This window comes from Flavobacterium esculini (genome assembly GCF_048284325.1).
Taxonomy (GTDB): Bacteria; Bacteroidota; Bacteroidia; order Flavobacteriales; family Flavobacteriaceae; genus Flavobacterium.
In genome coordinates, this window is the sequence record NZ_JBLVPI010000026.1 from 1 (window position 1) to 23,747 (window position 23,747).

Below are 23,747 nucleotides of genomic sequence, written 5' to 3' on the forward strand. Positions count from 1 at the left end.
TTTTGTTCTCTCTTAACGCATCAGGATGCTTTTTTTTGTAGTCATAATATCCTATTTTAGTTATCTTCGTAAGATAATCAAAATCTACAATGATGCTACCGAAGGTTTAGTTCAACACACGCTACAAGCAATTTGGGCATTTGGCTTAATAGAAAAATTAGTTTGTATTTGGAAGATTTGGCAAATCCGAAAGATTACGCTGATTTAATCCCAAACTGCTTGTAGCGCGAGAACGTTATGCCTCAGTTTAAACCAACACTAGAAAGAATATGTCTTTAATGCAAGAAATTAACGAGTCTAATGAAATAATAAAAGCTAAAGCAGTTAATTTATTATTAATACCTTTTTGGTACGTAGCGATATTTCTTTTTGATAATTCATTTTATTCTGCAGGAGACACAATAATAATTGTAGCGATTTGCATTGTATTGTCTCTTGTGTCTTCATTTTCATTATCTATATGTTTAGACGAATTTATCAACCAAAATAATAAAAGCGACAATATCTATCTATATACAATGTCTATATCGGTAGCTTTACTTTCTGTATGGCTTTCATTATTAATTTTTATAGTTTACTCTTTTGGCTTTTTGTTTAATCAATTTATATATTTCTACTGGTTTATTGTAATATATTTTTCTCCTATCTTGGCTTTAACATTAATATCCGTATTGTTTCGGAAAAATATAAAACACACCCAAAAAAAATAATTGTTAAAAAACAAAATAAGAAAAAAAGTCGAATTGGTTTTTTCATAATAATTGAATTTAAAATTGTTTCCGACTTAAAAACGGTTCGGAAGCGAAACCGAAAATTGAAACGTGAAAATTGGAATGGCGAAAAAACCGAAGGCATAACCGCTGTTTTGAGATAGCTGGAATTTAGTGGAATTATCGTCCCGCAATCACAAATCTGCAAAGCCAAAAACTGAAAGTTTACGAATTTCCAGACAGCTCAAAGCAGCATAACGGACGTTACCAGCAAGCATAAAGAAAATCTATGAAAAAATATCTAACACTCTTTTTGATTTTAATTTCATCATACTCTTATTGTCAAAAAACTTTTAGCTTTATAAGTAAAATCCATCCAGAAAAAACTTATTCGCTTCAAATGGATATTTCTTCAATAAACGAAACAACAATAAATGACAAGACCTCAAAGAGTACTAGTATTTCAAGATTTACAAGAGTAACTAGAACTGAGAAAGCAAATAAAAATGGACAATTCCCTGCAACAATGAATTTTGGTGAAGTAATTGTCTCTGGTGCTGGAAAAGAAGTATTGAGTCCATTATCTAAAACAATTATTAAAGGTTTACTTTCTGAAGACAGTAAATTTAATATTGACACAATAATTAACCCCAATCTTGACCTACAAACAAAAAATGCACTAAAATCAGTTTTTAAAGATTTAAAACCTGACATTGATTTTCCGAAGAAGCCATTAAAAATCGATGACAGTTTTGAGCACAAAATACCGATGAACATTCCAATAAATGGAGAACAAATTAAAGTTTTAATAACCAAAATTTTTACACTAAAAAGTGTGTCAAATAATATTGCAGAATTTACTGTAAGTGAAATTATTTCTTTGAATATGGAAAGTCAAAATGTAAAAGCAAGCGGTGATGGGAATGGTATTGTAGAATTTAATATTTTAGAAAATCAAATAGTAAAAGACAAATCTCATTTTACAATTGATATTACTGTAAAAAAAGAAAACATCAATGTAAGAGGTTTTATAACTTCTGATTCTGAAAAATTGTTGAGAATACAGTAAAGCCAGCTGGTAACAGCTACTACAACGGATTTGGGCATTTGGCTTAATGGAAAGTTGGTTTTATATTTGGGAGATTTTGCAAACCCCGACCGCGCTAACGATTAGCAATAAATACGAGCGATCGGAAAATTACGATAAAGAAAACAGGTTTAAAGTTGGATTCATCAAAATCGAAACGATCTCTTGAAACCGACTTGACTTCTATAACAATTTTTGCATAACCTATAAATACATTAAAATATGAAACATATAATTGCAAGTGTCTGCATCCTTTTATTGACGGGTTTTAATGGATTTGCACAACAAGTTGTTCCAAAAGTAAAACTAACAGACAAAGAAAAAACACAAAACTCACAATGGCAGGGCAAGCGGGTGGCTTTTCTGGGGGATTCGATGACAGACAAACGCCGTATAGGAACTACTTACGTTTACTGGGAGTACCTGGGTGAATTGCTGGGGATAGAACCTTTTGTATATGGCGTCAGCGGAAATCAGTGGAATGACATTTACAAACAGTCTGCGAAGTTGCACGAAGAAAAAGGAACAAATGTTGATGCCATATTGATTTTTGCGGGTACGAATGACTATAACCACGATACTCCGTTGGGTGAGTTTTTCAGTGAAACAACAAGACAAACCAACTTTAACGGAAAGGAAGTGATGCGTAAATACCGGACTCCAAACCTGAATGACACCACCTTTTGTGGACGGATTAATAAAGCCATGTCGTACCTGAAGAACAATTACCCACAACAACAAATTATTATTATGACACCTATTCACAGAGGGTTTGCCAAGTTTAACGAGAAAAATGTACAACCTGACGAAAACTATTGTAACGGACAAGGATTGTATATCGATTCCTATGTTGCTATTTTGAAGCAAGCGGCTTCATATTGGGCGGTTCCGTTGATCGACCTCTATTCGATAAGCGGGCTTTTCCCAATGGCCGATGCACAGTCGCAATACTTTCATGACAAAGAAAAGGATCGACTGCATCCCAATGCATTAGGGGATTACCGTCTGGCAAAAACCATTCAATATCAATTATTGGCATTGCCTTCGGATTTTGTTGTTGAATAAGTGAAAAATTTAAGAAACAAAATTAACAGGTTCCCAGTTGTGAAGTCTCCCGAATTCATAACTAACATTATATGCCATTCCAATAATAACCTGAGTTCGATTATTATTTTATCACGAAAGGATGGATTTGAAATCTAAGCTTTAGATTAAAACCTTGCATAACAGCACCTAACCAAGATTGCTGCATTTTCGAGAATAGAACCAATTATTTTCATAACTTTCAGTTTTGTAGCAGAAAATATTCTGCTACAAAAATCACAACTTCGTTCAGCATCAAAATGTTGGGCTGTTTTTTTGCAAAAAATAAAATTGAAATTTAAACAAAAATAAAATGAAAAATCTAATTACAATTGTTGTTCTATTTTTAGTTTTTACAAGTTGCGAAAAAACTGAAGATGATACCAATACTGATTGTACATCAAATTGTACGGTGTTAAGGGGTAGATTTGTTACACTAAACAACCTCCCAGTTCCAAATATCAGAGTGTCCTTAAAATATAAAATTGGCGGTGGCGAATTAGGTGGCGGTTCAACACGAAAAATTGTAAATATAGAATCCGATCAATACGGAAATTTTAATAAAGACTTTTTTATAAAAGATCGTGAATTGGGAAATTCGGCGGGTGGATATTTTGACGTTGAAATCGATGACTCTAAAATTGATATAAATAAATATATTAGAACGAATAACTTAATTGGAGGAAGTTCAACAGACATTGGTTTTGCAATTTATTCAATAACACGCAGAGATACCATTATTGACGAAACTTTTTACATTCCCAAAAAAGCATTTATAAAAGTTAATCTGAATAATTTTGTTTCGCAGCGAGCAGGAGATTTATTTGAAGTGCGAACATTGTATCCTTTTGGTCCGAAAGTTGGACTAAATACATTTCTAAATTCGGAGTATTCTACCGGTTTTAGTGGCTATGGCAATTGGATTGCAACAAATTTAAATAATAGATTAAATGTATTTGTAGCCGAAGGAGAAAAAAATATAATACGCGTAATTAGAAGAAAAAACGGAATTGGATCGAGTCAAGATTTTGAAATTACTGTTCCGCCAAATAATACTTTAGAACTAACCTATAATTTCTAAAAAAAATCCGCTCATTTGGGAACGGATTTAGATGAATTTTCTTTGTGGCAAAATGCTACTTACTCAACTCCACAAAATATTTATAAAACAACGGAATCGTTTCAATTCCCTTCAGGTAATTGAATATTCCAAAATGTTCGTTTGGCGAGTGAATGGCGTCGCTGTCCAGACCAAATCCCATCAGGATGGTTTTGCTTTTCAGTTCTTTCTCAAATAAGGCTACTATGGGAATACTTCCTCCGGAACGCACCGGAATGGCAGGAATTCCAAAAGTCTCGGTATACGCCATATTTGCGGCTTTGTATCCTATGCTGTCTATTGGTGTCACATATCCTTGTCCGCCATGATGCGGTTTTACTTTTACGGTAACACCGGCAGGAGCAATGCTGATGAAATGTTTGGTGAACAGTTCGGTGATTTTTTCCCAGTCTTGGTTAGGGACTAATCGCATCGAGATTTTGGCGAAAGCCTTACTGGCAATAACCGTTTTAGCACCTTCGCCGGTGTATCCGCCCCAGATTCCGTTGACGTCCAGTGTAGGGCGAATCGAATTCCTTTCATTGGTTACATATCCTTTCTCGCCATAAACATCCTTTAAGTCCAGTGCTTTTTTATAATCGTCTAAGTTGAAAGGCGCTTTGGCCATTTCAGCTCGTTCTTCGAGAGATAATTCCTGAACTTTATCATAAAAGCCCGGTATGGTAATGTGATTGTCATCGTCATGTAACGAAGCAATCATTTTTGCCAAAATGTTAATGGGATTGGCCACGGCACCACCGTATAATCCGGAATGCAAATCACGATTAGGTCCCGTAACTTCAACTTCTACATAGCTTAATCCACGCAATCCAGTTGTGATGGAAGGTTGCTGATTTGAAATCATTCCCGTGTCAGAAATTAAAATCACATCGTTTTTTAGTTTTTCCTGATTGCGTTCCACAAACCAACTCAAACTTTTAGAGCCAACTTCTTCTTCGCCTTCAATCATAAATTTCACGTTGCAAGGCAAAGTATTGGATTGAACCATGTATTCTAATGCTTTTACGTGCATGAACATTTGGCCTTTGTCATCACAAGATCCTCGAGCAAAGATGGCGCCTTCAGGATGAATTTCGGTTTTTTTGATAACAGGTTCAAATGGGGGAGAAGTCCATAGTTCCAATGGATCTGGCGGTTGCACATCATAATGGCCATAAACTAGAACCGTAGGCAACGATTTATCAATAATTTTTTCACCGTAAACAATTGGATAACCCGGTGTGTCGCAAATTTCAACAAAATCACAACCTGCTTTTTCTAAACTTACTTTTACTGCTTCGGAAGTATCGATAACATCTTGAGAATAAGCGGTGTCTGCACTTACGGATGGGATTTTCAATAATTCAATTAATTCGTTTATGAAACGATCTTTGTGTTGTTGAACGTATGATTTTATATTTTCCATTATTGATTTTGTTTATATTTCAAAAGTACAAAAAAGAGTATGAATATTTTTTGTGAAATTTACTTTGAAAATTGGAAGTTATGTTTATCTTTGCACCCACAATTGCGCGGATATGGTGAAATTGGTAGACATGCCAGACTTAGGATCTGGTGCCGCAAGGCGTGTAGGTTCGAGTCCTATTATCCGCACTTTTAAAAACCCTTTATTCGTTGAAAACAACGTTTAAAGGGTTTTTTGTTTTTATCTCTTCTTCTGCGAAAAAATATTCTTTATAACTTCGCTACAAGAATCTGCGATCGGGGGGTGTTTATAAATTCAAATATCCCTTATTTAATATTTCCCCATAGGGTTTAAAGCTTGATTCGCTATAAAGCAGTTGTTTTATTTATCTCATGAAGAATGTATTTGTATTTTTTTTATTGCAAAGCACAAAAAGTGGTAGGGTCTGGTATGTAAATAGAAATTGTTGTTTTACTTTTAATTTTCGTAATCGCATTAAATAATTTGCTGCTTTATTAATTAGTACAAACGATAGGATTATTTAATAGAATAAATAGGGAAAAGATTATCTAAAAGAGAAAATGGGATGAGAATTAGAAGCTTGTTTTCTACTCTTTTAAATTCTTAATCGTAAGAAAAAACAAAATGTAACGTATAAATATACTTTTGAAATCAATGACAAGCAGTAAGATATTAAAATGGTTTTTTTGCGGTTTTATGGTCTGTTTATTAGGGTGTAGTGCGCAAAAAAATGGACAAACAGAAATTGGATATGGTTGGAATAATAATTCTGTAAACGTAGTTAAATTCCGAAAAAATGCTTTAACAACTTATGGGGAGAATCAATTTACAGCATACTATGATGAAAATAGTTGTCTCGTTCTTGGAAAAAGAAAATTAAACAGATCTAATTGGGAAATCCTCAAAACGGCATATAAAGGAAATACAAAAGATGCGCATAACGCGATCAGTATCGCTGTTGATGGTGATGGGTATTTACATGTAAGTTGGGATCATCATGATACTAAACTTCGGTATGTAAAGAGTAAAAAGCCTATGGGTTTGGAACTTGGAGAAGAACAGGCCATGACAGGTAATCAGGAACTAAAGGTTACGTATCCTGAATTTTATAATTTACCAAACGGAGGATTGCTCTTTTTTTACCGATCGGGGGCTTCAGGAAGAGGAAATATGGTGATCAATTCCTATGATTTAAAAAGTAAAAGTTGGTCTCAAGTACAGCAAAATTTACTAAACGGAGAAGATAAAAGAAGCGCTTATTGGCAGTCCTGCGTAGATAAACAAGGCGTGATTCATCTTTCATGGGTTTGGAGAGAAAGTTGGGATGTATCTACCAATCATGATTTGTGTTATGCCAGATCGAAAGATGGTGGCGTGACTTGGGAGAAATCTACAGGAGAAAAATATACAGTACCCATAACCGTTTCAACTGCTGAATATGCTTGGAAGATTCCTCAAAAAAGTAATTTAATCAACCAAACAGCAATGGCTGTTGATAAAAAAGGCAATCCATATATTGTAACCTATTGGAGTGAAAATCAAATTCCTCAATATCAAATTGTCTATTTGGAGGATGGAAGCTGGAAAAGAATAAATACAGGATTCCGAAAAACACCATTTTCTCTTGGAGGCGGCGGCACGAAGCAAATACCTATTTCAAGACCCGATTTATTTATAGATGATAAAGGAAGTAGTCCGCTGCTGTATGTTCTTTTTAGGGATGAAGAAAGAGGAAATAAAATGGCACTGGCATATAGTAATTTGACTAACAATGAAAATTGGAAAACAGTAGATTTAACCAATACTTCAGTAGGACAATGGGAGCCAAATTATGATATTTCGCTCTGGCAAAAGAAAAATAAATTGCATATTTTTTCGCAAAATGTCACCCAGATTGACGGAGAAGGATTAGCAAAAATACCACCAAGCATGATAAGCGTTATAGAAATAAATAGTTTGCCGAAATAGTTAAAAAATAGAATAATTAATACATATTTTAATCAAATGTTTTTACAAAAAATAAAAAAAACAAGAAAGAACCTGCTTGTTTCTGTGGGTGCAACTTTGCTATTCAGTTCTTGTGGGAGTCATAAATTAGAAAAGCAGATTGATAATACCCTTAACCGAGGGATTAGTCAGTATGCGTATATAATGAACAGACTGCCTAAAGATAAATATCCAAAAACGTATTATGTTGCCAAAGATAAATTGGAAACTAGCGGTTCAGGATGGTGGTGCAGTGGTTTTTATCCCGGAACAATGTTGTATTTGGATGAAGCAGTAAAATCGCCGGTATTAAAAGGTGAAATAGACAGGGTTTTGCAAGATTTGAAGAGAGAACAATACAATACAACAACGCACGATCTTGGGTTTATGATGTTTTGTAGTTTTGGAAATGCCAATCGTTTAAATCCAAAGGCAGAATATGCAGCAATACTAATGAATAGTGCAAAATCATTGGCGTCCCGTTTTGATGAAAAAGTAGGTTGTATCAAGTCTTGGGATTCTTCGGATGACGGTTATCTGGTAATTATAGATAACATGATGAATTTAGAACTCCTTTTTTGGGCCAGTGAATACAGCGGCGATAAAAAATATTATGACATTGCCGTTAAACATGCCAATACCACGTTGAAAAATCACTTCCGTCCAGACCATAGCTCCTACCATGTTGTAAATTATAACAGTAAGACGGGTGAAGTGAAACGAAAAAGAACCGCTCAGGGATATGCTGATGAATCGGCATGGGCAAGAGGCCAAGCGTGGGGTTTGTACGGGTATACCGTGATGTACAGAGCAACAAAAGATAAAAAATATTTAGACCAAGCGGTTGCTATCGCAGCATTTATCTTGAATCATCCAAATCTGCCTAAAGATAAAGTGCCGTATTGGGATTTTAATGCGCCCAATATTCCTGATGCTTTAAGGGATTCTTCGGCTGGATCTGTTATGGCTTCGGCTTTATTAGAATTAAAGAATTATGTTGATTCAGCGGCTTCCAGAAAATATTTTGCAGCGGCCAAAACGATTATTACTACCTTAACTTCTAAGGAATATATAGCCGAAGAAGGAACTAATGGAGGCTTTTTGTTGAAACATGGAGTAGGACATATTCCCGAAAAATCAGAAATAGATGTCCCTTTAACGTATGGGGATTATTATTTAGTGGAAGCAATGCTGAGATATAAAAAACAAATAAAATAGAGTAAAAAATAGATAGGAATTCTATTTTATAATCCTCTGTATGGAAATTAGTTTTATGAAAAAAAAATATTCATTTATATTGTTACTTCTGATGTGCGTACCAGTATTGGCGCAACAGCAGCAGGAATCGGTTTTGAATTCGACGGATAATATTTTTACAATTGTAAACCCGGATTATAAATTAAGTCCTTATACCGGAATGACCAAGCAACACTGGAAAGATGCAGCGCTTTATTTATTGAAAGGCGCCTTTGGTTACATCCATAATCTGGATGATCCAATGAAGTTTCCTAAACAACCAGGAATAAGTTACCCAAAGGACGAAGGAAAAGTTCCAACGGAAAAATTAGAAGGACTGTGTAGAACGTTGTTTGTGGCGGCTCCATTGTTAAAGGATAAACCGAACTTAGTCATTAATAATATAAAAGTTGCGGATTATTACAGATATCAAATCGGGAAGTTAATAGACCCAAGTAGTCCGTCTTACATTGTTTCTCGTTCAAAAAATGGCGGACCAAACCAAAATTTAGTAGAATTTGGAGCCCTGTCCGTGTCCATGCTTATTGCTCCAGAAATATTGTGGGATCCACTGCCCCAGGTTCAAAAAGATGCCTTAGCCAAAACGATGATTAGTTATGCCGATGGTCCAACGGTACCTTCGAACTGGAAGTTTTTTAATATTTTCGTATTGAGTTTTTTCAAAGACAAAGGCTATCCTGTTAATGAGAAATTGCTGGTGGACTATCTGCAAAAATCATTGGATCATTACAGAGGTGGAGGTTGGTATAATGACAATCCCGCTTTTGACTATTACAGCATGTGGGCTTTCCAGATGTATGGTATGGTTTGGTCTGAATATATTGGAAAAAAATACTACCCAGAGTTTGCGGTTAAGTTCGAAACTAATTTTAAAGATCTAAAAGATAATTATCCGTATATGTTTAGCCGAAACGGAGAGATGATCATGTGGGGGCGCAGCATCAGTTATCGAATTGGTTCTATTATCCCTTTTCCACTGATGGGGTATGAACAGGATAAAGATATTAATTTTGGTTGGATGAGAAGAATTTCTTCGGGAGTAATGAAACAATTTTTGGAGCATCCTGATTTTATGAAAGACAATGTTCCTACTTTAGGATTTTACGGTGCTTTCGAACCTGCCGTGCAAGGATATAGCTGTCGTGGAAGCGTGTATTGGATGGGAAAAGCATTCTTGGGATTGATGGTTCCGGATAATAATCCGTTTTGGACAGCAAAAGAAAACGAGGGAGCTTGGGATAAAGAATTTGCAAAAGATACGGTTTACCATAAATTCCAGAAATCTTCCGAAATTTTAATTACAGATTATCCTAATATTGGCGCAGCCGAGTTGAGAGCTTGGTGTAATGTTCCAGTAATTAATGCTAACGAAAAATTTCGAGGAAGTGAAAATTACAACCGATTATCCTACAACAGCGCCTTCCCTTGGCAAGCTGATGGCGTTAATGGGGAAGTAGCGATGAACTATGTTTTTAAAAATAAAAAACAGGAATGGGAGCCGTTTCGATTGTACACGTTTAAGAAGTTTGAGGATGGAATTTATTATCGGGATGTGGTTTTGGAGACCAATAGCAATATCAAATTTAATTTAGCCGATATTCCTTTAGCAAATGGTATTTTGAGAGTGGATAAAAACAGCAGCACTGATGCAATTGCTATGCGATTAGGTCATTATGCTTTGCCAAAATTGGATGGGAAAATTAAAACGACTATTGCTAAAGTGAAAGGATATCAGGCAACTATTATTGATAATGGAAAATACCAATTGGCAATGATTCCGCTTTTAGGTTGGGATAAAACAGAAGTGGTTGCGGCTAAAGGTTTAAATCCTTCCAGTGATGAAAGTGCAGTAATAGACGTTAGTGTTAATTTTACGCCTCAAAAAGATACCTCTGCTATTTATGCCACTTTAATGTTATGGAAAAAGTCAGGAGAAAAATGGAGCGATAAGGAGTTGTTGCCTGTGAACAAAATTAAGTATTCTGAAAAAGAAAATACAGTACGAATCACGATGGTAAATGGCGAAAAAAAGATTGTGAAATATAATTAATCACTGTTCTATTACTAATAGAATTTTAGTGTAAATCGAGAAGCTTACTATTTAACTGCAATATATTAGAAATAATAAAATCCCATTTGGCCAAAAGCTAAAGGGATTTTTGTGTTTTATTTAAAGTTGACTTTTATCCGTGATATACTCGGGAGGCGATTATTTTTTCCTCTTTAATGTCTAATACTTCAGCAACAAGCATATCTTCTTCACCGTTCACGGTTCTCGTGTATTCCATAAAAACACGGTCACCGTTTGCGGTAAGTGATTTAACTTTATAGTTCAAACTTGGTAAACGCTCAAAAGCATCTTGCCACCATTCGCGCAAAGCTTCTTTACCAGTAACAAAACCATTAGTGTCGGGTTTGTACATTTTTAGTTTTGGACTAAAATGCACCGCATCTTCATCATACAAAGACAACAGTTTTTCTAACTCTTTATTATTAAAAGTTTCAAACCATTTAAAAGCGATTAATTGTAGTTTTTCGGGTGTCATACTATTTTAGGATTGAATTTTTAATTAAAAAAATCCCATTTCGCTTTATGCGAAAGGGATTTCATTTTTATAATTTCAAAGAAATATTAAACGTTCTTCAAATTGATGATTTCTTGTTCGGTAAGCAATCTCCAGTTTCCTCTTGGCAAATTCTTTTTGGTCAAACCTGCAAAAGAAACTCTGTCAATACGCAATACATCATAACTGAAATGTTCAAAAATATTACGAACTACCTTTACGTTAGACGATCTTAATTGCAATCCAATTTCACTTTTCGCTTCACCATCAATATAACTTACATCTTCCACAAAAACGCGGTGTCCGTCAAGAGTCAAACCTTTGTTTATTTTTTCTAAATCTTCATATTTCAAGTTTTTATCAAGTGAAACTTGGTATATTTTAGATGATTTTTGACTTGGTAACGTAAACTTACGAATCATATCGGTATCGTTTGTAAACAATAACAATCCAGTTGTATTTTTATCCATTCTTCCAACAGCGCCAATTTTTGCAGTTGTAGAACCTTTTACCAATTCCAATACATTACGATACTCTTGACCTTCGTCCATAGCCGTCGTAAAGTTTTTGGGTTTATTTAGTAAGATGTACACTTTTTTCTCTGGTGTCAAAGTTGAACCGTCAAAATTCACAACATCTCCAGGTTTTACCATGTATCCCATTTCGGTAACAGGAATTCCATTTACTTTCACCGTTCCGGATTGAATATAAATATCCGCATCACGACGCGAGCACGCGCCAGAATTAGCGATGTATTTATTCAAACGAATTTCGTCTTTTACTTTGGGTCTCTTTGGTGCTTGATTTGGTTTTTTCTCTACTTTATCAGTAGCGATATCGGCAACTTTAGTAACTACTTTAACTTTTTTCGGCCCTTGAGCGCGCTTCTGCATGGCAGGTTTTGGCTTATTCGAACTGGGTCTTGAGCTATTTGCTCTTGGACCACTTTTCTTATTATTGCCTTCCTTGTTATTCATAATATTCCAATAATTTGTGCAAAGATACTATTTATATAGTTGACAATCAATAAGAGCCAATTATAAAAACGCTAACTATCTAGTTAATAAGCTGATTAATACGTTTTAGTTTCATTTTTTGGAGCTATTTCCCGCTTTCCACTCTATCTTTTTCTTTTTAAAGAAAAAAGAAAAAGGATGCCGTTGTAATCGGGGCTAGCCTAATGGAGAAATTTGGGCGCTTTTGAGGAAATGTTTTGACCTTTTTATAATTCTGACAAAAGAATAATCTAAATCATCATCAACAATTTTTTTCCGTGCCATAAAACACTAGGATTGATAAGCACAATACAAAATACTCCAGCCACAATAAGGAATTTCAGGACATTATGGAGTAATAGAAATTGTGATTTAGTGTTTGATTTCCATAAGTAAGCCAAGAAAAAAATCAACACAATGAGACAGGAATAGAAGTAGATATCCATATAACCTACATCGTAAATTTCGATTAAAAGATAAACTGGAATTACAGCCAGAATGGTTAAAATAGTAATCGTTTTTTTTGATATTTCTTCCCCATAAACAATCGGAATTGTTTTGTAATCATTGGCTAAATCGCCTCTTAGGTTTTCTAAATCCTTAACCATTTCCCGAATAAGAATTAGTAGGAACAAAAAGGCGGCATGCGCAAATATTACGGCTAGCTGTCTTTCATAATTTTCGATTTCTTCAAATGGAATCTGAATGTAAAAATACAATAGTATGGCAAAAAAAGGCAAAACAGCCAATAGAGAAGCTGTCAAGTTTCCTATTATCGGATATTTTTTTATTTTATGGGAATAAAACCAGATGGAAAATATATATGCCGAAAAGAATAAAAACACGCGCCAGGAAACGAATAAAGCCATTAAAGCGACAATGAAATTCAGGGCAAAATACACGCTTAATTTCGTTTTTTGACTTACTAATCGATCCAACATGGATTTATTTGGTCGATTGATTAAATCTTTTTGGCTGTCATAAAAATTATTGATGATGTAACCCGAAGCAATAGCAAGCGAAGAAGCTATAACAAGTATAAATAAATTAAAATCCAGCAGAATATCCAATGCTCTTTTTTCGGGAGCAAGGATAAATATCGCCGAAAGGTATTGTGCCAAAATAATTATGGGAATGTTATACCCTCTAACTACAGAGAACAAACTTGCAATTTTCATTATAAGAAGCTTGTGCTGTCTGCTTAACATTTTTTAGTAGTAGTTTTTTGTCAAGTTTTACAAAGTTGTAATTATAGTAAACTTGCTTATTTGTTTTCAAATTTAAGATTTTGTTTTTAAAATTAACTTGATTTTTTCACAAAAAAACACATGTGAATTCTTCTAAGATAAAATCGCTAAAAAATTTGCTAAATATTAAGAGTATTTATGATTTGCAATGGATAGGAATTCTGATTTCATCGGATTCAAAATATTGATTAGGCTGTTTTTGAAGATGAGTCAGGATAAATCATTTTGCTAAATTCTTTAACGGGTAAAGGTTTGCTTAAAAGATGTTTTACATATTTATTGCTTTTTGCTCGTGTAATATCATTAGGGTCTAATGTAGATGAAAGCATGAAAATTTGAATTCCTTTTTTCAATTCTTCGGGTAGTATTTCATATTCCGTAAGGAACTCAAATCCATCCATTTCAGGCATTTTGATATCCAATAAAATAATTAGAGATTCTTCAAAATTCCTTTTGTAATTGTTAAGCCATTCAATTCCTTGTTTGCCATTATTAGCAGTACATATTTCAGTTATACAGAGTGTTTTTTTTAGTAATTGTTTGGTGATAATTTGATCAATTATATTGTCGTCAATTATCAAAATGTTATAATTAGGCTTCATATTCTTTTGGTATAGTTACTATAAATGTACTTCCAATATTCATTACCGAATCGGCGGTTATATATCCATTAAGATTTTCAACAGCTTCTTTTACCAAATAAAGACCTAATCCAGAACCTTTATTGTTGTTGTTAGTTACAAAAAACATTTCAAAAATTTTGACCTGATATTCGGTATTAATTCCGATGCCATTATCTTCAATTTCTATTTTGTAAAATTCTCCCATGGTATATGTTTTAATTGAAATATACCTTTTTTCTTTTTTTTCGTCAGAATATTTAATGGCATTTGACAATAAATTATTTAGAATGATTTTTAATCTCAAACCATCACTATACAATTCATCAACTGATAATTCTTTTTTGAAGGCAATTCCATCCGTGCCCTTAATGTATTGATGTTGAGTGATGATCTCATTTATGATTTTATTTAAACTGACGAGACCAATGGCTACTTTTTTTCTTTTATTCCTGGAATAATCTATTATTTCTTTTATAAATTCATCTTGCTTATCAAGGCTTTCATGCATTAGGTCTAAATAATACCTAATTTGATCTAAATCATCCTCCAGTCTTACGATTTCTATTAATCCTTTTAGTGACAATATAGGAGAGCGTAGATCATGTGAAGCGCTATACACAAATTTGTCAAGTTCGGTATTGGCAATGATTAAATTTTTGTTTTTATCGTCTGTTTCATCTTTCGAGCGTCTTAGTCTGTTAATCATTACGGAGAAGTAAATACTTACGCTGCCAATGATCATCAAAGTAAAAAAAATATTGGTTAAAAGAAGATAGGTTTTAATCAAACGGGTGCCCTCCCCAAGTGCATCAGAGAAATTACGTTCGTTTTTTGTTAATTTATCAGTAGTGATATTTATCTGTAGAAGAATTTTTTGTCTGTCTTCCGGTTTTAAATTATTTGAATTTATTTTTCTAAAGGTTTCATTCCCAATAGATTTTAATTGAGTAACTTTATAGTCTGCCTTTTCCCATTCATTAATAGCCTTTGCTAAAAAAGGAACGGAATGAAAATGTATAAAAAGCCAAACCATATCATCCAGATCTTTCTCATTATTTCTACCAGCTCTAAATCCATTTTTGATGTTCTCAGTAGTGTCATCATTTGTCAAGCCGATTCGAGCAATTTTATCTCCTATAGGAACACTTAATTCTTCATTGAATAATTTCCACTGAATGGGGTCTTTAGTAAAAAGATAGGTGATCAGGTGACGGGTTGCGTCTTTTTGTCCTTTAGAATAATGGGATTCTCCATTTACATACGCTCTGGATGCAGATAAAATTTTAATAGTTAGATAGTTGATGACTATCAACGAAGAACAAGACAAAATCACTATAATCAGCGGAATGAATATATTGCGAAGCTTAAAATTTCCAATAATTTTACTTTCAGACATATTGTTTTTTTTGTAAATAGAAGTGCAAGAAAAATCAGATGTTTAAAGATAAGATGTTTTAATTAAAAATGTAGGAGTTTTTTTTAATTTTATTTAATAATAAATTTTATTAATAATGATATAAACCATTGCTTTTAAGTAGTTGTCAAGAAAGTATAATTTCTATGAATTTTATTGTTATCGAAACGGTTAAACACTTTTTGTCTTCATGATATATACCCAAAAAAATAAATTAGGGGTATTCCATAAGAAATCAAATTGTTTCGAAATAATAATTGTGGTCTAAACTTCTAAAGAGAACAAACTTGTAATTTTCATTATAAGAAGCTTGTGCTGTTTGCTTAACATTATAGAAATTTAATTTTTTTTTTTTAAAATTGATAAACTACTTCTAGTTTATAATCTTTCAACGAGATTTTGGCTTTTTCTAAATTTTCAGTAAAACCTAATATATAGCCACCACCGCCAGAACCACATAATTTCAAGTAATAGTCATTGCTGTCAATTCCTTGTTGCCAGATTCCGTGAAACTGTTCCGGAATCATTGGTTTGAAGTTGTTCAAAACTACTTTTGATAATTTTTTGGTGTTCATGAACAATGATTTCATGTCGCCGCCAAGAAAATTTTCTACACAGGCATCCGTATGTTTTACAAATTGATTTTTCAACATAGCACGAAATCCTTTGTCTTTTAGGTTTTCCATGAAAATATTCACCATTGGAGCCGTTTCACCAATAATTCCTGAATCTAGCAAGAATACGGCACCTTTCCCATGAAAACTTTGTGTTGGAATTCCGGTAGCTTCAATATTGTCTTTAGAATTGATAAGAATTGGAATGCTCAAATAACTGTTTAAAGGGTCTAAACCAGAACTTTTTCCGTGGAAAAAACTCTCCATTTGAGAAAATATATTTTTTAACTGCAATAATTTTTCACGAGTCAAATTCTCCAGAACCGTAATTTTATTTTGAGCATATTTATCGTAAATAGCAGCTACAAGTGCGCCACTACTTCCTACGCCATAACCCTGAGGAATGCTGGAATCAAAATACATTCCAGTTTCAACATCATTTTTTAACGTAGCTAAATCAAAAGTTACTAAGTTGGGTTGCTCGTTTTGTAACGTTTCCAGATAAGTAACAAACCGTCTTAAATTTCCATTTGATTTTATCGCTTCGTCAGATGGGTTCTCCTCTCTTTTAAGCGCACCGTTATAAAAATTATAAGGAATTGACAATCCTTTTGAGTCACGAATAATTCCGTATTCTCCAAAAAGTAATATTTTTGAGTAAAATAAAGGTCCTTTCATATTAGATTGTAAATTAGCAATTTGGGGTTGATAATTAGGTGTTTTATTGGGTAATTTTATAAATCGACTTGATCTCCACGATTTGCTTCTTGAATTCCAAGATCAATTTCTTCTTGTTCTTCAGGAGATAACTCTTTCCAAACATCTTTTTTTTCTGATTTGAAAATGTTTTTTACAGCTTCGATTATGTCCTTGTCATTCGTTTCTAATAACAATTTTATCAATTCTAATTTCTCTGATTGAATGTCCATAATTTCAGCGCTTTAAAACTTAAAGGTAGGGAAAAAACAAACTAATTCAACAAAGCTCCATTTCCAATTTCGTCACAAAGGTACTGACCATTTTGGCAATAGCCAACTAATTCGTCCTTAATAAATTGTAACACTTTCTCTTTAGTGTTATTTGGATATAAAACATGCACGTTTGCTCCGGCATCCAGAGTAAAACAAACCGGAATTTTGGTTTCATTTCTAAATTTCCAAATCGCATTTATGATCTCCAAAGTATTAGGTTTCATTAATATAAAATAAGGCATCGATGTCATCATCATGGCGTGTAAAGTCAAGGCTTCACTTTCTACAATTTTGATAAATTCTTCCAGATTCCCACTTTCAAAAATGGTGATTAATTGATCTAAATTTCCGTGTGCTTGTGCAAATCGCCTTTCGGCAAAAGGATGGTTGTACATCAAATCGTGTCCAACGGTGCTGGAAACTTGTTTTTCACCTTTGTCAACTAACAATATCGTATCTTGAAAATTCTTAAAATTTGCATGAATAGCATTTGGGAATTCAACACCAAATAAATCAGAACTTCCTGGAATATTCGCATGATTTCCCCAAACGACAACACTTCCTTTTACGCTTCTGCAAGCACTGCCGGAACCTAAACGCGCTAATAAAGACGCTTTTTGATAGAAATATGCTGAAGTCATTTCAGGATTCAATACTTTTTCTAAACTCATTAAGTTCATCGCCAATGCCGCCATTCCAGATGCGGATGAAGCAATTCCCGAACTGTGCGGAAACGTATTCTCCGTATCAATCGTAAAATGGTAGTCCTTCAAAAAGGGTAAATAGATTTCAATTCGCTCCAAGAATTTTTGGATTTTTGGTTTGAAATCTTCTTTTGGTTTTCCTTCAAAAAGCAAATCAAAGGAAAATGTACCGTCATTTTGCTTTTTGGCGAAAGCCAATTTGGTGATGGTTTTGCAATTATTCAACGTAAAACTAACCGAAGGATTGGCTGGAATCTGATTGTCTTTTTTACCCCAATATTTTACAAGGGCAATATTACTGGGTGCGCTCCATTGGAAATTTCCCTTTTCGATGGAATGCGTATATTTTGATGGAATAAAATCGTTTGCTGAAATCATGAATTTAAAAATTTACGCAAAGATACTTTTTTTGGTTTATTTGTTAATTTGTTTATCTGGTTAATCGTTAGAAAGATTTAAGTAAATTTGGCTCACATTAGAAAAACATAAAAATGAATAAGATTACCCGAATATTAGCTGTTGTTGTTACTTGTCTTGCGATTGGCTATTTCTCCGGAATGGTGACACGTTCTGCAATAACAACATGGTATCCTACTTTGGTCAAGCCAAGTTTTAATCCGCCCAATTGGGTTTTTGCGCCCGTTTGGAGCATGTTGTATATTATGATGGGCGTTGCGGCAGGTTTGGTTTGGAACCGAATTGATTTTGAAAAAGAAGCGGTTAAAAAAGCCTTAGTTTTCTTTGCGATTCAATTAGCCTTAAATGCGTTATGGTCGTATTTATTCTTTGGATTGCACAACCCAATGCTTGCGGGTTTAGAAATTATTGTTTTGTGGCTGATGATTTATGAAACCTATATTCAGTTTGCCAAAATCAATAAAATTGCAGGTTATTTGTTACTTCCCTATTTGGCTTGGGTAAGTTTTGCAGCCGTTTTAAATGGAAGTATTTGGTGGTTGAATAAATAGTTTTTAACCTTTTCAGGATTTCAAATCCTGAAAAGGTTAGTTTTCTAAACCGCACTCGCCACAATAAACCCGCTGGTCCATGCATTTTGGAAATTGAATCCACCGGTAATCGCATCAATATTCACAATTTCCCCAGCAAAATAGAGGTTTTCGTGTAATTTGCTTTCCATGGTTTTGAAGTTGATTTCTTTTAAATCGATTCCACCTGCAGTCACGAATTCTTCTTTGAAGGTGCTTTTTCCATTCACTTGAAAAGTGCCATTCGTCAATTGATTCGCAAGATTTTGCAATTGAATTTTTGATAAATCAGCCCATTTAGTTTCTGATTCAATTCCTGAAGCGAGTACTAAACTTTCCCATAATCGATTGGTTAATTCGAATGGTGATTTTTTAGAAACCGATTTCTTCGCGTGTTCTTGTTTTAATTCTTTTAATTTTTTCTCTACATCTTCTTTGTCAGCATCATTCAACCAATTCACGAAAATAGTGAACTGATAATTTTTGTCATGTAAGATTCGGGCACCCCAAGCGGATAATTTCAAAATCGCCGGACCGCTCATTCCCCAATGCGTAATTAGCAAAGGTCCTGTTGAGGTGAGTTTGGTGTCTTTCACTTTTACGGTTACTTGTGCCGCTACGCCGGGTAATTCTTTTATTCTGGAATCTTTGATGTTAAAAGTGAATAGGGAAGGAACCGGACTGACAACTGCATGTCCAAAAGTCTGCAGCATTTCCCAAACTTTAGGATTACTGCCTGTGGCCAGAATTAGTTTTTCGGCTAGATAATTTTCACTTTGGGTTTCTACTTTCCATAAAGTATCTTTTTTGAAAATGGATTGTACGCTTTGTCCTGTAAGTACGGCTATTCCCAGTTTTTGGGTGGCTTTCAGGAAACAATCGATTATGGTTTGTGATGAATTAGAAACCGGAAACATACGTCCGTCTGCTTCAATTTTTAGTTCCACGCCATGTTTTTCGAACCATTCAATCGTATCGCCAGAGCAAAACTGATGAAAAGGACCTCGTAATTCTTTTTCGCCACGCGGGTAAAACTTCACCAATTCATTAGGCTCAAAACAAGCGTGAGTGACGTTGCATCTTCCACCGCCGGAAATGCGAACTTTATTCAGTACTTCGGTACCACGTTCCAGAATGGCTACTTTTAACTTCGGATTTTTTTCTACGATATTAATTGCTGTAAAAAACCCTGCTGCGCCACCGCCTACTATTATTATGTCGAAATTTTGATTCATATTCTATTTGGGAAATCAGTGATGATTCCGTTTACGTTGAATGCTTTTATTTTTTGTATGTCTTCTATTTCATTGATGGTCCAAGGGAAAACCTGCAATCCTTTTTCTTGCATTTGCGCCGTGTTTTCCTTTGTCAATAAATGAAAATGAGGATGAATGGATTTTGCCTGAATAAATTTGGCGAAAGCCTGAGCTAAATCGAGATTAGTTTCTGTTAAAACGCCAATTGGTATTTTATCATTCAAAAACGCCACTTGCTGCAAAGCATTCCAATCAAAACTGGAAACTAAAAAGCGGTCGTATTTCCACTGTTTTTTAACAACATATTTTTCGATGAGCGAAACGACTTTTTCTGCGGTTTCATAACTTTTTAATTCGATATTGATAAAACAGTTTTGGTTTACCAAATCAAATACTTCCTTGAGCGTTGGAATTTGCTGCGCCAGTTCGGCTAAAAGCCTCGGGTCGTGTTTGTCATCAATTCGAAAAGCCTTCAATTCGCGTAAAGATAGTTTATTTACAAAACCTTTTCCATTAGTCGTTCTGTCAATTGTTTCATCATGGATAACCATTAATTCATCATCCACACTAAGATGTACATCGAGTTCAATTCCATCTACTTGCATGTCTAATGCTTTTTGGAAAGAAACTAATGTATTCTCCGGTTCATAACCTTTGACGCCACGATGACCAATCTTTTTCATGGAGTATTTTTTCATTACAAAAAAAGAACAATTTTTTAAGTTAAAGCTTCAAAACGTTTATTTTTTTTATAAAAAAAGCAATGGTTTAATGAAAGAAAAATAAGATATTTACATAAAAATTTAAAAAATAAGGATTTTAAACCAACTTAAAAACAACCATTTATGAAAAATAGTATTTTATCAATTCTTTTTACAGGATTGTTTATAGGGACAAGTTTTGCACAAATCCCAAAATTAGTTACCTCAGTTGAAGGAATTAAAGAATATAATTTGCCAAATGGGCTTAGAATTCTTTTGATTCCGGATGCAGCACAATCTAATGTAGTGGTGAATATTGTATATAATGTAGGTTCAAGACACGAAGGGTATGGCGAAACCGGAATGGCTCATTTATTGGAACATATGTTGTTTAAACGTTCGTCAAAATTCAGTGAAATAAAAAAAGCGATTGCCGATAAAGGTGCAATTGCCAATGGGACTACGTGGAGTGATAGAACAAATTATTATGAAATTCTGCCTGCTACAGACGATAACTTAAATTGGGCTTTAGAAATGGAAGCGGATAGAATGGTAACATCGTCTATTTTGCAATCGGATTTAGATACTGAATTTTCGGTGGTTAGAAATGAGTTTGAAATAGGGGAGAATTCTCCATCGGGGGTCCTGGAGGAAAGGATTGTTTCCTCGGCTTTTTTATGGCATAATTACGGGAATTCTACTATAGGGAGCAAAGAAGATATCGAAAGAGTTAAGGCAGCTTCTCTTAAAAATTTCTACAAAAAATACTATCAGCCCAATAATGCGACACTAATCGTAGGGGGGAAATTTGATGAAAAAAAAACATTGGATTTAATTTCAAAATATTTTGCGATTATCCCGAAATCAAAACAAATTATTGAACCCACTTATACTGTTGAACCAGCCCAAGATGGGGAACGTTTTGTGGAGTTAAAAAGAAACGGCGACATTCAGTATGTAGCAATGGCGTATCATACACCCAGTTTTTCGGACAGAGAATATGCGGCAAATAATGCTTTGATTGCTATACTTTCCAATAATCCGTCGGGTGCTTTGTATAAAGCTTTGATTGAAACGAAACTTGCAACTAGTGTTTACGGTTATACCAGAACGTTAAGAGATCCCGGTTTTAGCTATTTTCAATGTGAAATCCCGAAAGACAAGGATTTGACAATGGCTCAAAATGCTTTTCTTCAAACCATGAATGCCGTTCCAAAAATGATATTTACGGAAGAGGATTTAAAAAGAGCCAAAAATGAATTGTTGAAACAATTTGAAAACACGTATAATAAAACAATCAATTTAAGTATTGCATTGACAGAGCATATTGGTGCAGGAGATTGGCGTTTATTTTTTATGGATAGAGATAATGTTGAAAAATTGACCCTTGCAGATATTCAAAATGTTGCCAAAAAATACTATTTGCAAAGCAACAGAACTTGGGGAAGATTCCTTCCTGAAAACAATACAGAACGTGTAAAAGTAAGTGATACTCCGGATATTTCAGCCCTGACAAACGGATACAAAGGGAAAGCTTTAGAGGTGAATAATGCGACTTTTGAAACTTCTGTTGCCAATATTTTGAAAACAACAGAAATAGGGAAATTAGCTTCAGGGGGAAAATACGCATTGCTTGAAAAACCTTCAAAAGGAAATAAAATTGAAGCTCGAATTATGCTTCGAATGGGAAATGAGAAAGCACTTGAAGGAAAAGATCTAATAGCGAACTTAACTGCCAAAATGCTTAAATTAGGTACTAAGACAAGGAGTAAAACAGTCATTAATGACCAATTAGATCAATATAAAATCAATTTGAGTGTACAAGCAACTGTAGATAGAATGTATTTGAGAATGAGTACGGACAAAGAGAATTTAAATAAGGCTTTAGTTCTCGTTGATGATATTTTAAGGAATCCATTATTTGATGCTTCTGAATTTGAAAAAATGAAATTAGAAACTAAAAGTGAGTTGGAATCCTCCAAGAATGAACCACAATCGCTAGCCAGTGAGGCTGTTGAGAAAGAAACTGCATTGTATCCAAAATCGCATCCCTATTATTCAAAAACAGTTGATGAAGAATTAGCTGAATTAAGTAAAATTACACTGGATGACGTGAAAAAGTATTACGAAGATTTCTACAACGGAAATAATAGTATCACTTCATTTGTAGGTGGAATCGATAAAAAAAGTATCAAGGAATTTATGACTAAAACTTTGGATAACTGGAACTCAAAGGAGCTTTATTCAAGAATTGCAACGCAATATTTTGATGTAAAATCGGTGTATAAAACAATTCAGGTCAATGACAAAACCAATGCTGCAGTTATTGGGAAAATTAATTTGAATATTGGTATGAACGAACCGGATTATCCCGCTGTTGATATGGCAAATGAACTGCTTGGAGGCGGTTTCCTTTCTTCCAGAATACCGCAAAGGTTGCGTGAAGCAGAGGGGATGAGTTATGGTGCGGGTTCTTTTGTTTCAGGAAGTGGTATTGACAAGACGGGCAGCTGGGGCGTTTACGCTTTCTTCAATCCGTTGTTTAAAGATAAATTAGACAATGCTTTGAAAGACGAAATTCAGAAAGCATTGGATATGGGTTTTACAAAAGTAGAATTTGATGCTTCATTAAAATCTTGGTTGCAACAACGACAAACAATGCTTGGAACCGATGAGTTTTTAGTTAGGCAATTAAGAGAATATTTAGATCAAAATAAAACGTTTACGGATTATTCGGACTATGAAAATAAAGTAAAAGCGTTGGATGTAGATAAAGTAAATGCAGCTTTGAAAAAATATTTCGATATGAAAAAGTTAGTATTAATTTATGCTGGAGATTTCACCAAAAAATAAGGTCTATTTTCATAAAAAAAGAGGTTGTCTAAGTTTAGACTGCACCCAAAATTTTAGACAAATTTATAATTAATTTTGATAATAATGAGCTCGATATTGTGTCGGGCTCATTCCGTTTAAATTCAGTTTTATTCTTTCATTATTGTAATA

General features: G+C 34.1%; 20 protein-coding genes and 1 tRNA gene. 9 read left to right on the forward strand and 12 right to left on the reverse strand.

All coding sequences use genetic code 11. From position 1 onward, the window contains the following. Window positions 1-999 precede the first annotated feature (999 nt). The 3 genes from ACNQGG_RS16610 to ACNQGG_RS16620 all read left to right on the forward strand — a co-directional run bounded on the left by ACNQGG_RS16610 (window position 1,000) and on the right by ACNQGG_RS16620 (window position 3,961). Complete coding sequence (locus ACNQGG_RS16610) at window positions 1,000-1,779, forward strand: hypothetical protein (protein WP_417965859.1); 780 nt, start codon at window positions 1,000-1,002, stop codon at window positions 1,777-1,779. 240 nt (window positions 1,780-2,019) lie between these two features. Beyond that, entirely contained in the window at window positions 2,020-2,862 is an 843-nt protein-coding gene (locus ACNQGG_RS16615) for an SGNH/GDSL hydrolase family protein (RefSeq protein ID WP_417965861.1), read from the forward strand. Between the two features lie 331 nt (window positions 2,863-3,193). Then, on the forward strand, window positions 3,194-3,961 hold the full coding sequence (locus ACNQGG_RS16620; protein WP_417965863.1) for a hypothetical protein: 768 nt from the start codon (window positions 3,194-3,196) through the stop codon (window positions 3,959-3,961). 55 nt (window positions 3,962-4,016) lie between these two features. Here the strand turns inward: ACNQGG_RS16620 and ACNQGG_RS16625 are convergent, their stop codons facing one another. After that, window positions 4,017-5,405, reverse strand: a complete 1,389-nt coding sequence (locus ACNQGG_RS16625) for a dipeptidase (protein ID WP_417965865.1) — start codon at window positions 5,403-5,405, stop codon at window positions 4,017-4,019. Window positions 5,406-5,511: 106 nt separating this feature from the next. Here ACNQGG_RS16625 and ACNQGG_RS16630 point away from each other — a divergent pair. The 4 genes from ACNQGG_RS16630 to ACNQGG_RS16645 all read left to right on the forward strand — a co-directional run bounded on the left by ACNQGG_RS16630 (window position 5,512) and on the right by ACNQGG_RS16645 (window position 10,719). After that, window positions 5,512-5,593, forward strand: a tRNA-Leu gene (locus ACNQGG_RS16630). 487 nt (window positions 5,594-6,080) lie between these two features. Then, window positions 6,081-7,394, forward strand: a complete 1,314-nt coding sequence (locus ACNQGG_RS16635; RefSeq protein WP_417965868.1) for a BNR repeat-containing protein — start codon at window positions 6,081-6,083, stop codon at window positions 7,392-7,394. 36 nt (window positions 7,395-7,430) lie between these two features. Beyond that, window positions 7,431-8,630 carry a YyaL domain-containing protein gene (locus ACNQGG_RS16640; protein ID WP_417965870.1) on the forward strand — a complete coding sequence of 400 codons (1,200 nt, stop codon included), beginning with the start codon at window positions 7,431-7,433 and terminating at the stop codon, window positions 8,628-8,630. Window positions 8,631-8,685: 55 nt separating this feature from the next. Next, complete coding sequence (locus ACNQGG_RS16645) at window positions 8,686-10,719, forward strand: DUF2264 domain-containing protein (protein ID WP_417965872.1); 2,034 nt, start codon at window positions 8,686-8,688, stop codon at window positions 10,717-10,719. A 133-nt stretch (window positions 10,720-10,852) separates the two neighbouring features. Here the strand turns inward: ACNQGG_RS16645 and ACNQGG_RS16650 are convergent, their stop codons facing one another. The 8 genes from ACNQGG_RS16650 to ACNQGG_RS16685 form a co-directional block, all read right to left on the reverse strand. Next, the gene (locus ACNQGG_RS16650; RefSeq protein WP_417965874.1) at window positions 10,853-11,215 is read right to left on the reverse strand and encodes a nuclear transport factor 2 family protein; all 363 of its coding nucleotides are present in this window, start codon (window positions 11,213-11,215) and stop codon (window positions 10,853-10,855) included. A gap of 86 nt (window positions 11,216-11,301) precedes the next feature. Beyond that, complete coding sequence (locus ACNQGG_RS16655; RefSeq protein WP_416855529.1) at window positions 11,302-12,210, reverse strand: pseudouridine synthase; 909 nt, start codon at window positions 12,208-12,210, stop codon at window positions 11,302-11,304. A 269-nt stretch (window positions 12,211-12,479) separates the two neighbouring features. Next, complete coding sequence (locus ACNQGG_RS16660) at window positions 12,480-13,436, reverse strand: geranylgeranylglycerol-phosphate geranylgeranyltransferase (RefSeq protein WP_417965876.1); 957 nt, start codon at window positions 13,434-13,436, stop codon at window positions 12,480-12,482. A 227-nt stretch (window positions 13,437-13,663) separates the two neighbouring features. Next, complete coding sequence (locus ACNQGG_RS16665; RefSeq protein ID WP_417965878.1) at window positions 13,664-14,077, reverse strand: response regulator; 414 nt, start codon at window positions 14,075-14,077, stop codon at window positions 13,664-13,666. After that, window positions 14,067-15,494 (reverse strand): sensor histidine kinase, encoded by a 1,428-nt coding sequence (locus tag ACNQGG_RS16670; protein WP_417965880.1) that lies wholly within the window; start codon window positions 15,492-15,494, stop codon window positions 14,067-14,069. The genes ACNQGG_RS16665 and ACNQGG_RS16670 overlap by 11 nt, the downstream gene beginning before the upstream one ends. Window positions 15,495-15,865: 371 nt before the next feature. Then, on the reverse strand, window positions 15,866-16,804 hold the full coding sequence (locus tag ACNQGG_RS16675; protein WP_417965883.1) for a mevalonate kinase family protein: 939 nt from the start codon (window positions 16,802-16,804) through the stop codon (window positions 15,866-15,868). 56 nt (window positions 16,805-16,860) lie between these two features. Beyond that, window positions 16,861-17,055 carry a hypothetical protein gene (locus tag ACNQGG_RS16680; RefSeq protein WP_417965885.1) on the reverse strand — a complete coding sequence of 65 codons (195 nt, stop codon included), beginning with the start codon at window positions 17,053-17,055 and terminating at the stop codon, window positions 16,861-16,863. Window positions 17,056-17,096: 41 nt separating this feature from the next. Further along, window positions 17,097-18,179, reverse strand: a complete 1,083-nt coding sequence (locus tag ACNQGG_RS16685; protein WP_417965887.1) for a diphosphomevalonate decarboxylase — start codon at window positions 18,177-18,179, stop codon at window positions 17,097-17,099. A gap of 113 nt (window positions 18,180-18,292) precedes the next feature. Between ACNQGG_RS16685 and ACNQGG_RS16690 the strand changes: the two genes are divergently transcribed. Next, the gene (locus ACNQGG_RS16690) at window positions 18,293-18,769 is read left to right on the forward strand and encodes a TspO/MBR family protein (protein ID WP_417965889.1); all 477 of its coding nucleotides are present in this window, start codon (window positions 18,293-18,295) and stop codon (window positions 18,767-18,769) included. Between the two features lie 44 nt (window positions 18,770-18,813). On the opposite strand, the gene ACNQGG_RS16695 is transcribed toward ACNQGG_RS16690, so the two are convergent. Both ACNQGG_RS16695 and ACNQGG_RS16700 read right to left on the reverse strand, forming a co-directional pair. Continuing rightward, window positions 18,814-20,022, reverse strand: a complete 1,209-nt coding sequence (locus ACNQGG_RS16695; RefSeq protein ID WP_417965891.1) for a BaiN/RdsA family NAD(P)/FAD-dependent oxidoreductase — start codon at window positions 20,020-20,022, stop codon at window positions 18,814-18,816. Continuing rightward, window positions 20,019-20,726, reverse strand: a complete 708-nt coding sequence (locus ACNQGG_RS16700; RefSeq protein WP_417965893.1) for a glycerophosphodiester phosphodiesterase — start codon at window positions 20,724-20,726, stop codon at window positions 20,019-20,021. The genes ACNQGG_RS16695 and ACNQGG_RS16700 overlap by 4 nt, the downstream gene beginning before the upstream one ends. Before the next feature lie 162 nt (window positions 20,727-20,888). Here ACNQGG_RS16700 and ACNQGG_RS16705 point away from each other — a divergent pair, with 162 nt between their 5' ends. Then, window positions 20,889-23,597 carry a M16 family metallopeptidase gene (locus ACNQGG_RS16705; protein ID WP_417965896.1) on the forward strand — a complete coding sequence of 903 codons (2,709 nt, stop codon included), beginning with the start codon at window positions 20,889-20,891 and terminating at the stop codon, window positions 23,595-23,597. A gap of 69 nt (window positions 23,598-23,666) precedes the next feature. Here ACNQGG_RS16705 and ACNQGG_RS16710 read toward each other — a convergent pair. After that, on the reverse strand, window positions 23,667-23,747 hold an 81-nt coding region (locus ACNQGG_RS16710), incomplete at its 5' end, for an IS3 family transposase (protein WP_417965007.1).